Source organism: Stenotrophomonas sp. AG209, from assembly GCF_003550055.1.
Lineage (GTDB): Bacteria > Pseudomonadota > Gammaproteobacteria > Xanthomonadales > Xanthomonadaceae > Stenotrophomonas.
This window is the reverse complement of sequence record NZ_QXDB01000001.1, coordinates 1,127,946-1,139,381: the sequence shown is the minus strand read 5'-3', so window position 1 is coordinate 1,139,381 and position 11,436 is coordinate 1,127,946. Positions and strand designations below refer to the sequence as shown.

Genomic DNA, 11,436 nt, shown 5'->3' with positions numbered 1-11,436 from the left:
TCGGGCCCTACCGGCATGCAAAGCCCGACCCACGGTCGGGTACCATGTAGATGTAGCGCCCGACCGTTGGTCGGGCGACAACTGAACCAAGAGCTCCTCGTGCCCAAGACTTTCCATCGAACCGACCGTGTCTCCGCCCAGCTGCGCCGTGAACTCGGCACCCTGGTGCACAACGCCGTGCGCGAGCACGGGTTGCCCTCGGTGAGCGTGTCCGACGTGGAAATTACCCGCGACATGGCCCACGCCAAGGTGTTCGTCACCGCGCTGATGCCGGAACGTTCGGCTGAAGCCGTGGCCGGCCTGAAGGAGCTGGGCTACCGCCTGCGCATGGACCTGGCCCGTGCGATGAAGCTGCGCCACGTGCCGGAGCTGCACTTCCACTACGACGACTCGGTCGACCGTGGTGAGCACATCGACAACATCCTGCGCGACCTGCCCGATACGCTGGCCGCCGAGAAGCGTCGCGAGAGCGACGAAGAATAAGGTAGCGCCGGGCCCATGCCCGGCGTCTTTCCATTCCGGCAACGCGAAGCCCCTGCGGGCCGCGCTGCGGCAGCCGAGCATGGCCCGGCTCTACACACTCCTGTCATGACCCGAATTCAGTTCCGCCGCCTGGATGGCATCCTGCTGCTCGACAAGTCGACCGGCATGAGCTCCAACGCTGCCCTGCAGGTGGCGCGCCGCCTGTTCCGCGCCGAGAAGGGGGGCCATACCGGCAGCCTCGACCCGCTGGCCACCGGCCTGCTGCCGCTGTGTTTCGGTGAGGCCACCAAGATCGCCGGCCTGCTGCTGGGTTCGGCCAAGGCCTACGACGCCGAGATCGTGCTCGGCCAGACCACCGATACCGACGATGCCGAAGGCCAGGTGCTGCTGCAGCGCCCGGTGCCGGCGATCAGTGCCGAGGCCCTGCAGGCTGCGCTGGCGCCGTTGACCGGCAACATCCGCCAGCGTGCCCCGATCTATTCGGCACTGAAGCAGGGTGGGGAACCGCTGTATGTGAAGGCCCGCCGCGGTGACGTCATCGAAGCGCCTGAGCGCGAGGTGCAGGTGCACGCCATCGAGGTGCTGGAGCAGCAGCCGGAACGGCTGCGGCTGCGCGTGACCTGTGGTTCCGGCACCTATATCCGCAGCCTGGCCCGCGACCTCGGCGAAAGCCTGGGTTGTGGTGCCCACATCAGCGCGCTGCGCCGGCTCTGGGTCGAGCCGTTCCGCGAGCCTGCCATGGTCACGCTGGACCAGCTGAGGGCGATGGTCGAGGCCGGTGACGAGGCCGGTATGGACGCGTTGCTGCTGCCGCTGGCGGCCGGTCTGGCTGAATACCCGAGGGTCGACCTGGGCGCCGACCAGGCCCATCGGTTCTGCGTCGGTCAGCGCCAGCGCGACCTGTCCTGGCCGCGGGGCCTGGTGGCCGTGTTCGGTCCGGACGACGCTGTCCAGGGCCTCGGCCAGGTCGACGACAGCGGCCTGCTGGCCCCGCAGCGCCGTTTCAACCTCTGACCGGGGCCTGCCGGTTCAGCCCCGGTCCTTGTCCCGGAAGCCCCCGACCGTTACAATTTCGCGGCCGTTTTCCGGCAACCTGCCTCGCGCAGGTTTCATCCTCGTAGTCCACGGCGAGCCTGGCGGTGCGCGAAGCGCGTTCCTGCCGGCCACGCATCACAGAGAAAAAAGAAATGTCGATCGACACCCAGAAGGTCATTGAAGACAACAAGCGCAGCTCGGCTGACACCGGCTCCCCGGAAGTCCAGGTTGCACTGCTGACCGCCCGCATCGAACTGCTGACCGGCCACTTCAAGACCCACAAGAAGGACCACCACAGCCGCCGCGGCCTGCTGCAGATGGTCAACCGCCGTCGCAGCCTGCTCGACTACCTGAAGAAGAAGGACGTCGAGCGTTACAAGGCCCTGATCGAGAAGCTTGGCCTGCGTCGCTAAGCAACGAATCCCCCGCGGCGCAGCGATGCGCCGCGGTTTTGTTTTGTAGCACCGCAATCCCCGATTCAGGCCGGAACGATCCGGCCACCCGCTGGCGGCATGGGTCGCCGACGGTCCAAATTCGCAGACAGCATCCCCAAGGACACCCTCCGTGGCAAAAATCACCAAAACCTTCCAGTACGGCAAGCACACCGTCACGCTTGAGACCGGCGAAGTCGCCCGCCAGGCCAGCGGCGCCGTCATCGTCAAGATGGACGACACCGTACTGCTGGTCACCGCCGTCGCCGCCAAGAGCGCGCGCGAAGGCCAGGACTTCTTCCCGCTGACCGTCGATTATCAGGAAAAGTTCTACGCCGGCGGCCGTATCCCGGGTGGTTTCTTCAAGCGCGAAGGCCGTGCGACCGAGAAGGAAACCCTGATCTCGCGTCTGATCGACCGTCCGATCCGCCCGCTGTTCCCGGAAGACTACAAGAACGAAGTGCAGATCATCGCCACGGTGATGTCGCTGAACCCGGACGTGGACGGTGACATCCCGGCCCTGATCGGTGCTTCGGCTGCCCTGGCCCTGGCTGGCACCCCGTTCATGGGTCCGATCGGCGCGGCCAAGGTCGGTTACAAGAACGGCGAGTACATCCTGAACCCGACCGTCAGCGAACTGGCTGACTCGCAGCTGGAGCTGGTCGTCGCCGGTACCTCCAACGCCGTGCTGATGGTTGAATCCGAAGCCGCGCTGCTGTCCGAAGAAGTGATGCTGGGCGCCGTGACCTTCGGTCACCGCGAAATGCAGAAGGTCATCAACGCGATCAACGAGCTGACCGTCGAAGCCGGCACCAAGCCGTCGACCTGGGAAGCCCCGGCCAAGAACGACGCGCTGATCTCTGCCCTGAAGGAAGCCATCGGCCCGCGCCTGGGCGAAGCCTTCCAGGTGCGTGACAAGCTGCAGCGCCGCGATGCCATCTCGGCGATCAAGAAGGACGTGGTTGAAACCCTGGCTGGCCGCGTGGCCGCTGAAGGCTGGAACCCGGCCGAGCTGTCGAAGGAATTCGGCGAGCTGGAATACCGCACCATGCGTGACTCCGTGCTGGACACCAAGGTCCGTATCGACGGCCGTGCGCTGGACACTGTCCGCCCGATCGCCGTGAAGACCGGCGTGCTGCCGCGTACCCACGGTTCCTCGCTGTTCACCCGTGGCGAAACCCAGGCCATCGTGACCATCACCCTGGGCACCGCCCGTGATGGCCAGGTCATCGATGCCGTTGCCGGTGAGTACAAGGAAAACTTCCTGTTCCACTACAACTTCCCTCCGTTCTCGGTGGGTGAGTGCGGCCGCATGATGGGCCCGAAGCGCCGCGAAATCGGCCACGGCCGCCTGGCCAAGCGCGGCGTGCTGGCTGTCATGCCGTCGCTGGAATCCTTCCCGTACACCATTCGCGTCGTCTCGGAAATCACCGAGTCGAACGGTTCCTCGTCGATGGCCTCGGTCTGCGGCTCGTCGCTGGCCCTGATGGACGCCGGCGTGCCGGTGAAGGCGCCGGTGGCCGGTATCGCCATGGGCCTGGTCAAGGAAGGCGAGCGCTTCGTCGTCCTGTCCGACATCCTGGGTGACGAAGATCACCTGGGCGACATGGACTTCAAGGTGGCCGGTACCGCTGAGGGCATTTCCGCCCTGCAGATGGACATCAAGATCGAAGGCATCACCGAAGAGATCATGAAGCAGGCTCTGCAGCAGGCCAAGGCTGGCCGTCTGCACATCCTGGGCGAGATGGCCCACGGCCTGACCGCTCCGCGTGAAGAGCTGTCGGACTACGCGCCGCGCCTGCTGACCATCAAGATCCACCCGGACAAGATCCGCGAAGTGATCGGCAAGGGTGGCTCGACCATCCAGGCCATCACCAAGGAAACCGGCACCCAGATCGACATCCAGGACGACGGCACCATCGTCATCGCGTCGGTCAATGCCATCGCTGCCCAGGCCGCCAAGGCCCGCATCGAGCAGATCACCTCGGACGTCGAGCCGGGCCGCATCTACGAAGGCAAGGTCGCCAAGATCATGGACTTCGGTGCGTTCGTCACGATCCTGCCGGGCAAGGACGGTCTGGTCCACGTGTCGCAGATCTCCAGCGATCGCGTCGAGAAGGTCGGCGACGTGCTGAAGGAAGGCGATGTGGTCAAGGTCAAGGTGCTGGAAGTCGACAAGCAGGGCCGTATCCGCCTGTCGATGAAGGCCGTGGAAGAAGGCGACGCCGTCAGCGCCGAGTAATCGGTACTGCTGATTGTGCGGTGGGTGAGGACCGTTGGTCCTCACGCTTTCGCAAATGAGAAAGCGGGCTTCGGCCCGCTTTTTCTTTGCCTCGATGTCATGAAGAGCCGTTCATCCGGGTCGCTGCATGTCCTGCCGCAGTGCGTGAGCGCCGCCACGTGGCCATCGTTCTGTCACGGTTGCGCGGATCGCACCTGTCCACTGGACGACATGCCACGACAACCGTCCCACAGCCCCATCCGTTTGCTAACGTGGCTGCGCCTTCGAACCGGGAGATCCCATGTTCCGCCAGACCGTGGCCGTCCTTGCCGTGCTGATTGCCGGTGCCTTGCCCATCGCTGCGCACGCCGCTCCGGCGCAGCCGCCGATCTTCGGTGCCTACTACCCCGGCAGCTCGGCCGAGCGCTATCCGGTGTCGAGCATTCCCGCCGAGCGCCTCACCCATCTGTTCTATGCGTTCTCCACCATCGAGGACGGCCGCTGCACCATCGGCGCTGAAGCACAAAAGAATCTCGCTGCACTGGCTGAGCTGAAAAAGGCCCACCCGCACCTGCGCACGCTGATCTCGATCGGTGGCTGGGGCGCGGGCGGTTTCTCCGATGCAGCGCTGACCGAGGCCAGCCGCAAGCGCCTCGTCGACTCATGCATGGCGCTGTTCTTCGAGCGTCATGCCGGCAGCTTCGACGGCGTGGACATCGACTGGGAATTTCCGGTCAGTGGCGGACCGAAGGAGCTGGCACATCGCCCGCAGGATCGCGCCAATCTGACCAAGCTCGCGCAGGGCTTCCGACAGGCACTCGATGCGCGCGGTCGCAAGGTGGGGCAGCCAATGCTGCTGACTGCCGCACTGGCCGCCGGTCGCCTGCAGACCGATGGCCCCTACGATCCAGCCGCAAGCTATGACCTGCCGGCGCTGGCCAGGGTGTTCGATTTCATCAACCTGATGAGCTACGACATGGGCACCGGCTTCTCGGCGGTATCGACGTTCAATGCGCCCCTGCATGAAGTGCCAGCCGATCCGCTGGCGCCGGAACTGCGGCGCTGGAACAACGTCGCCGGCGCGGTGCAGTACTACCGCGAGCACGGTGTGCCGGCCGACAAGCTGGTGCTGGGTGTGCCGTTCTACGGGCGCGGCTTCAAGGTCACCGGCGATGCGCCGGATGGCCTGTACCAGCCCTACAGCGCACCGGCCGACGCCGGCGACTGGCGGGTGATCAAGGCACGCTATCTCGACCAGCCGGGCTGGACGAAGCACTGGCAGCCGCAAGCGCAGAGCCCGTGGCTGTACAACGCCGGGCAGAAGATCTTCATCAGCTATGAAGACCCGCGCTCGATCGGCCTGCGTGCGCAGTTCGCCCGCGAGCAGGGCCTGGCCGGGGTGTTCATGTGGGAGCTGACCGGCGACGACGAGCAGGCCAGCCTGCTCAACGCCATGCTGGGCCCCTGGCAGAAGGCGCGCATCGGCGATTGAGCTGTATCAGGCGATGTCCGGCGCAACGACGCAACGCCATCGGCCGAACGCCGCACAGCATGTCCATGCCCGCAGCGTTACGCTGCGGGCATGATCCATCTCGAACGCTTGGACCACCTGGTCCTCACCGTCGCCGACATCGACCGCAGCTGTGATTTCTACCAGCGCGTGCTCGGCATGCAGGTCGTGCGCTTCGGCGCCGGTCGTACCGCGCTGCAGTTCGGCCAGCAGAAGATCAACCTGCATCCGGCCAGCGCCCCGCTGCAACCGCATGCGCTGCGGCCCATGCCGGGCAGCGCCGATCTGTGCCTGGTCACGCGCACGGCGACGACCACTGTGCTGGCCCACCTGCAGGCGCAGTCCGTTGCAGTTGAGGAGGGGCCGGTCGCACGTACTGGCGCGCTGGGGCCGATCGAATCGGTGTACTTCCGCGACCCGGATGGCAACCTGATCGAAGTGAGTCGTTACCCGGGCGAAGAACACCCGCAGCGGTAGCGCCGGGCGATGCCCGGCGAAGACTCAGTTGGCCCAGACACTGTTGGGGTCGCCGCTGCGGGCGCGGCGCTGGCTGGCGACGGCCAGGCGGGCGAAGCCGAAGGCCATGGCCAGCGCGATGGCATCGACCCAGAACAGCGGCCACTGGCCACGCGCGGCGGCGCGCCACAGCCAGTCACCATTGAGTGCACCGTGCAGGACCGGCACCAGTGCAGTGCTGATTGCTGCGGCCCACAGCAGCTCGCGCGCGGCCTGCGCGGGTCGGCGCAGTGCAGCCCACAGCGCACAGGCTGCCCAGCTGCCGAAGCAGGCCCAGCGGATGCCGTGGTCGACCGCCGACGGTGCCAGCCGCTCCAGCACCAGTGCGGTGACGAACGCGACCGAGATCGCCACGCACAGGCCGATGCACACGCCGACCGTGGCCCGCGCCATGTTCACCCCGGCACGCGGCTGTTGCGGCTGGCGACGCTTGCGCCGCGACTCGATCCACAACAGGTTGCCGGAGTAGAACAGGAACGCACCGCCGAGGCCGAGCAGGAAGTACAGCCAGACCACCACGCCGTTGCCGAACTCGCCGAAGTGCAGGGCATAGGCGGCGCTGAGCGTGGCGTGGTTGGCATCGCGCTGGCCCGGCAGCTGGGAGGCCAGAACGTTGCCGGTGGCCACGTCCAGGGCCACCGAACCGAGCGGCCCGAGTGTGCCGGTGGATTCACCAGTGATCTCGATCGTGGCGTTGGCATCGCCGGCGTTGGCCAGCTTCAGGTAGGCCGGTTCGAAGTTGGCCACGCCCTGTGCGCGGGCCACGTCAAGCGCGCGCGCATGCAGCAGGCGCAGGCTGCCCGGCGGTGCCGGGATGCCGCTGGCGTCGCGCACCGGCGCGGTGTCCATTGCGGTCGGTACCGCCTGCAGGGCCTTGCCGTCGTAGATCAGCGGGTTGAGCAGGGCCATCTGCACGAACACCAGGCAGAGCAGGGCGCCAGTGACCGCGAACATGAGATGGAAGGGCAGGCTGAGCACGCCGATCACGTTGTGCGCGTCCTGCCATAGTTGCTTCAGGTTGCGGCCCGGGCGCAGCGCGAACAGGTCGCCGAACAGCTTCGGCAGGTGGATCACCAGGCCGCTCAGCAGCGCCATGCCATACAGCAGGCTGACGATGCCCATCACGTAGATACCGGCCACCGGCAGTCCGAGGCTGTAATGCAGTTCGTTGACCAGTTCGGCCAGCCCGGTCTGTGGCGGCGTCGGGCTGCCGGCGATCTGACCCGGCCAGGCATAGCGCCAGCTGCCGTCATCGGCCTGCCAGTAGGCCAGTGGTTGTGGATGCTCGGCGCCGGGGAAAGTCATGCCGACGTGGCGGCGGGCTTCCGGGTGTGTCGCCAGCACGTCTTCCAGCAGGTACTGCGCGTCGTCCAGGCCCGCCGGCAACGCGGTGGCTGCACCGGGCGTCTGCCACAGCGGCAGGTCGTGGTGGAACAGGGTCAGCGCACCCGCGTAGAAAGCCACGAACAGGCCGAAGCCGGCAACCAGGCCGACCCAGGTGTGCAGGGTGGTGAACGTACGCAGGGTCTGCGAGCTGAACTTCATGGGGTGGGTCTCATTGCACCGCGCCGGTCAGGCGCAGCAGCGTCAGCACGGCAAAGCCGGCCGCAGCGCTGCCGGCCAGAGTCACCCAGGCGCGCAGCGCGCTGCGGAAGCTGAACGCCCACAGGGCAGCCAGCATCCACAGCGGGATGAACGTGATCAGGCTGGGCACCAGCGCGTTCTGCCAGGGGCCTGGCGGCAGCCAGGTCACCAGCCCGGTCACGGCAGCGGCCAGGAAGAAGCCGGCCACGATGCCGGCGAAGGCGCGCGGCCACATCAGGGCGACTCCGTGCCCGGGCGATGCCAGGCGGCCAGGGCTGGCAGCAGCATCGCGGCCAGCATCCAGGTGCACAGCATCGCCACCAGGCCAGCAGCAAAGCCCAGTTCGGCCATCCACAGCCACAACGCGGCAGCGGCGGCGACCAGGCCGATCTGGCGGCCGAGGCGGCCGGCGCGGCGCAGGCGCGGCCAGCGGCAGTGCGGCGAGGCGGCATAGAACGCCAGCACCGAGAACATCGCCGCCAGCATGCCCAGGCTGCAGAAGCCCAGCGTGGAAAGGCCGACGGTGATCATTGCGGGCGGCCGCCTTGGCAGCGGGCCGGCGAACGCGGGACACGGGCGGGGCCGGCGGGAGCCGGTCGGAGCGGGTGGCGCATCACGAGGTCCTGGGGGAAGCGGGCAGGCTGGCACGGGGCGGGCTGCGCGGACATGGTAATCATTGCGTTTTCACGCCGCCAGCGCTGGCCATTCAGCGGACCGTACGGTAGCCCTTGGGCTTTCCGGTGCGCTGGTTTAAGATCGTCGCAGAACCCTGACTGGAACAAGGTGGCCCGCGCCCAGCGCCGGCCGAGCGTGCGACATGAGCACTACCACCGCCCACTGTTGACCTGCCCCCGAAGGCCCTGTGTTCCAGGCGCCCTCGCGGCGCTTTTTTATTGCCCGGGCAATGGCCCGGGAACGCTTTCCAGCCCGCCCCGCGGGCCCCGCACGAAGCCAATGCGATGATCAACATTACCCTTCCCGACGGCAGCCGCCGCGAGTTCGAAAATCCCGTCAGCGTCATGGACGTCGCCCAGTCGATCGGTGCCGGCCTGGCCAAGGCCACCATCGCCGGTTCGGTCGATGGCGTGCTGGTCGATGCCAGTGACGTCATCGACCACGATGCCAGCCTGCGCATCATCACCGCCAAGGACGAGGAGGGCGTGGAGATCATCCGCCACTCCTGCGCCCACCTGGTTGGCCACGCCGTCAAGCAGCTGTACCCGGACGTGAAGATGGTGATCGGCCCGGTGATCGCCGAGGGCTTCTACTACGACATCTACTCCGAGCGCCCGTTCACCCCGGACGACATGGCCGCGATCGAGAAGCGCATGGGTGAGCTGATCGCCCAGGACTACGACGTCATCAAGAAGGTGACGCCGCGCGCCGAAGTGATCGAGATCTTCAAGGCCCGTGGCGAGGACTACAAGCTGCGCCTGATCGAGGATATGTCCGACGACATCCAGGCGATGGGCATGTACTACCACCAGGAATACGTGGACATGTGCCGCGGCCCGCACGTGCCGAACACGCGCTTCCTGAAGGCCTTCAAGCTGACCCGCATCTCCGGCGCCTACTGGCGCGGCGACGCGCAGAACGAGCAGCTGCAGCGCATCTATGGCACCGCCTGGGCCGACAAGAAGCAACTCGAGGCGTACATCAAGCGCATCGAGGAAGCCGAGATGCGCGACCACCGCCGCATCGGCAAGCAGCAGGACCTGTTCCACCTGCAGGAAGAGGCCCCGGGCCTGGTGTTCTGGCACCCGAAGGGCTGGGCGCTGTGGCAGGTGGTCGAGCAGTACATGCGCAAGGTCTACCGCAGCAGCGGCTATGGCGAAGTGCGTTGCCCGCAGATCCTGGACGTGAGCCTGTGGAAGAAGTCCGGCCACTGGGACAACTACCAGGACAACATGTTCTTCACCGAGTCGGAGAAGCGTACCTACGCGGTCAAGCCGATGAACTGCCCGGGCCATGTGCAGGTGTTCAACCAGGGCCTGCACAGCTATCGCGACCTGCCGATCCGCTACGGTGAGTTCGGTTCCTGCCACCGCAACGAGCCGTCCGGCGCGCTGCACGGCATCCTGCGCGTGCGTGGTTTCACCCAGGACGACGGCCATGTGTTCTGCACCGAGAGCCAGATCGAGTCGGAAGTGACCGCGTTCCACCAGCAGGCGCTGGCGGTCTACCAGCACTTCGGCTTCGATGAGATCCAGATCAAGATCGCGCTGCGCCCGGAATCGCGTCTGGGCGACGACGCCACCTGGGACAAGGCCGAGGGCGCGCTGCGCTCGGCGCTGTCCAGCTGTGGCGTGGAATGGCAGGAGCTGCCGGGCGAGGGCGCCTTCTATGGCCCGAAGATCGAGTACCACCTGAAGGACGCCATCGGCCGCACCTGGCAGCTGGGCACCATGCAGGTCGACTTCATGATGCCGGGCCGCTTGGGTGCCGAGTACGTGGACGAAAACAGCCAGAAGAAGCACCCGGTCATGCTGCACCGGGCCATCGTCGGCTCGATGGAGCGCTTCCTGGGCATCCTGATCGAGCACCACGCCGGCCAGTTCCCGGCCTGGCTGGCGCCGACCCAGGTGGTGGTGGCCAACATCACCGACGCTCAGGCTGAATACGTCTCGGGCGTGACCAAAACCCTTGCGGAGCAAGGCTTCCGCGTCAGCTCGGATTTGCGTAACGAGAAGATCGGCTATAAAATCCGCGAGCATACGTTGCAGCGCGTGCCGTACCTGCTGGTCATTGGTGACCGCGAGAAGGAAAACGGCGCTGTAGCGGTGCGTACGCGTTCTGGCGAAGACCTGGGCAGCATGAGCCTGCAGGCCTTCATCGAGCGGCTCCACGCCGAGGGCGCGTAAGCAAAGGTCCGGTCCGGGGGCACAGGCACCCGGACCGGTTCGATACCCTTGGGAGAACGTAATATCAGCACCCCTGACAACAAACAGAACCGCAAGAATCAGGAAATCCGTGTGCCGCGCGTCCGCGTGATCGGCAGTGACGGAGAAATGATCGGCGTGTTGTCGCGCGACGAAGCGCTGTCCATGGCCGAAGATGAAGGCCTGGACCTGGTCGAAATCCAGCCGCAGGCCGATCCGCCGGTCTGCAAGATCATGGACTTCGGCAAGTTCAAGTTCGAAGCGCAGAAGAAGGCCAGCGAGGCCAAGAAGAAGACCAAGCAGGTCGAGATCAAGGAAGTGAAGTTCCGTCCGGTCACGGACGAGGGCGACTACCAGATCAAGCTGCGCAAGATGCGCGGGTTCCTTGAAGATGGTGACAAGATCAAGGTCAACATCCGTTTCCGTGGCCGTGAAATGAGCCACCAGGAACTGGGTCGCGAAATGGCCAACCGGATCGAGACCGATCTGGGTGAGGACATCGTCATTGAATCCCGTCCGCGCCTGGAAGGGCGTCAGATGGTCATGATGATCGCGCCGAAGAAGAAGACCTGAGGCCTGACGGGCCGCCTTCCGGGGCGCCTGGCTGAATGGTTCAGGGTAAAGGGACGCCATGGGCGTCCCTTTGCTTTTGCAGGAAGCCGGTGAATTGCCGGCGAAAGGGTTGCAGGGGCTGGTGGCAGGGCGGTTTTGCCTGTATCATGCCCGGCTCGACCCACCCAGGACGGGTCGTACGCCGATCATGGCAGGACGGAAAGA

General features: G+C 66.1%; 11 protein-coding genes. 8 read left to right on the top strand and 3 right to left on the bottom strand.

All coding sequences use genetic code 11. The features are described from left to right. Nucleotides 1–99 precede the first annotated feature (99 nt). The 6 genes from rbfA to DFO63_RS05345 all read left to right on the top strand — a co-directional run bounded on the left by rbfA (nucleotide 100) and on the right by DFO63_RS05345 (nucleotide 6,157). Nucleotides 100–483, top strand: coding sequence for a 30S ribosome-binding factor RbfA (gene rbfA / locus DFO63_RS05370; RefSeq protein WP_005410447.1), 384 nt, complete (start codon nucleotides 100–102; stop codon nucleotides 481–483). 105 nt (nucleotides 484–588) lie between these two features. After that, nucleotides 589–1,497, top strand: a complete 909-nt coding sequence (gene truB, locus DFO63_RS05365) for a tRNA pseudouridine(55) synthase TruB (protein ID WP_119006563.1) — start codon at nucleotides 589–591, stop codon at nucleotides 1,495–1,497. Nucleotides 1,498–1,670: 173 nt separating this feature from the next. After that, on the top strand, nucleotides 1,671–1,931 hold the full coding sequence (gene rpsO, locus DFO63_RS05360; RefSeq protein ID WP_005410445.1) for a 30S ribosomal protein S15: 261 nt from the start codon (nucleotides 1,671–1,673) through the stop codon (nucleotides 1,929–1,931). 151 nt (nucleotides 1,932–2,082) lie between these two features. Continuing rightward, nucleotides 2,083–4,191, top strand: a complete 2,109-nt coding sequence (pnp, locus tag DFO63_RS05355) for a polyribonucleotide nucleotidyltransferase (protein WP_014037942.1) — start codon at nucleotides 2,083–2,085, stop codon at nucleotides 4,189–4,191. Between the two features lie 280 nt (nucleotides 4,192–4,471). Continuing rightward, nucleotides 4,472–5,662, top strand: coding sequence for a glycoside hydrolase family 18 protein (locus DFO63_RS05350; protein WP_119006562.1), 1,191 nt, complete (start codon nucleotides 4,472–4,474; stop codon nucleotides 5,660–5,662). Between the two features lie 90 nt (nucleotides 5,663–5,752). Further along, nucleotides 5,753–6,157: a VOC family protein gene (locus tag DFO63_RS05345; RefSeq protein WP_101765851.1), complete on the top strand. Its 405-nt coding sequence runs from the start codon at nucleotides 5,753–5,755 to the stop codon at nucleotides 6,155–6,157. A 24-nt stretch (nucleotides 6,158–6,181) separates the two neighbouring features. Here the strand turns inward: DFO63_RS05345 and DFO63_RS05340 are convergent, their stop codons facing one another. From DFO63_RS05340 to DFO63_RS05330, 3 genes are read right to left on the bottom strand one after another with little or no spacing between them, the layout of a single operon-like run. After that, complete coding sequence (locus tag DFO63_RS05340; protein WP_101765850.1) at nucleotides 6,182–7,741, bottom strand: PepSY-associated TM helix domain-containing protein; 1,560 nt, start codon at nucleotides 7,739–7,741, stop codon at nucleotides 6,182–6,184. 10 nt (nucleotides 7,742–7,751) lie between these two features. Continuing rightward, nucleotides 7,752–8,015, bottom strand: coding sequence for a hypothetical protein (locus DFO63_RS05335; protein ID WP_075677153.1), 264 nt, complete (start codon nucleotides 8,013–8,015; stop codon nucleotides 7,752–7,754). Then, nucleotides 8,015–8,311 carry a hypothetical protein gene (locus tag DFO63_RS05330; protein WP_014037937.1) on the bottom strand — a complete coding sequence of 99 codons (297 nt, stop codon included), beginning with the start codon at nucleotides 8,309–8,311 and terminating at the stop codon, nucleotides 8,015–8,017. Before DFO63_RS05330 ends, DFO63_RS05335 begins: the two co-directional genes overlap by 1 nt. Nucleotides 8,312–8,739: 428 nt before the next feature. On the opposite strand from DFO63_RS05330, the gene thrS reads away from it, so the two are divergent. Beyond that, nucleotides 8,740–10,641 carry a threonine--tRNA ligase gene (gene thrS / locus DFO63_RS05325; RefSeq protein WP_119006561.1) on the top strand — a complete coding sequence of 634 codons (1,902 nt, stop codon included), beginning with the start codon at nucleotides 8,740–8,742 and terminating at the stop codon, nucleotides 10,639–10,641. 63 nt (nucleotides 10,642–10,704) lie between these two features. Continuing rightward, nucleotides 10,705–11,232, top strand: coding sequence for a translation initiation factor IF-3 (gene infC, locus DFO63_RS05320; RefSeq protein ID WP_074725076.1), 528 nt, complete (start codon nucleotides 10,705–10,707; stop codon nucleotides 11,230–11,232). The last annotated feature ends 204 nt before the right edge of the window (nucleotides 11,233–11,436 follow it).

What these genes read in the sequence shown, in the direction of transcription:
- truB (WP_119006563.1), top strand. Translation starts at nt 589, where the DNA reads ATGACCCGAATTCAGTTCCGCCGCCTGGATGGCATCCTGCTGCTCGAC.
- rpsO (WP_005410445.1), top strand. Translation starts at nt 1,671, where the DNA reads ATGTCGATCGACACCCAGAAGGTCATTGAAGACAACAAGCGCAGCTCG.
- DFO63_RS05350 (WP_119006562.1), top strand. Translation starts at nt 4,472, where the DNA reads ATGTTCCGCCAGACCGTGGCCGTCCTTGCCGTGCTGATTGCCGGTGCC.
- DFO63_RS05345 (WP_101765851.1), top strand. Translation starts at nt 5,753, where the DNA reads ATGATCCATCTCGAACGCTTGGACCACCTGGTCCTCACCGTCGCCGAC.
- DFO63_RS05340 (WP_101765850.1), bottom strand. Translation starts at nt 7,741, where the DNA reads ATGAAGTTCAGCTCGCAGACCCTGCGTACGTTCACCACCCTGCACACC.
- DFO63_RS05335 (WP_075677153.1), bottom strand. Translation starts at nt 8,015, where the DNA reads ATGTGGCCGCGCGCCTTCGCCGGCATCGTGGCCGGCTTCTTCCTGGCC.
- DFO63_RS05330 (WP_014037937.1), bottom strand. Translation starts at nt 8,311, where the DNA reads ATGATCACCGTCGGCCTTTCCACGCTGGGCTTCTGCAGCCTGGGCATG.
- thrS (WP_119006561.1), top strand. Translation starts at nt 8,740, where the DNA reads ATGATCAACATTACCCTTCCCGACGGCAGCCGCCGCGAGTTCGAAAAT.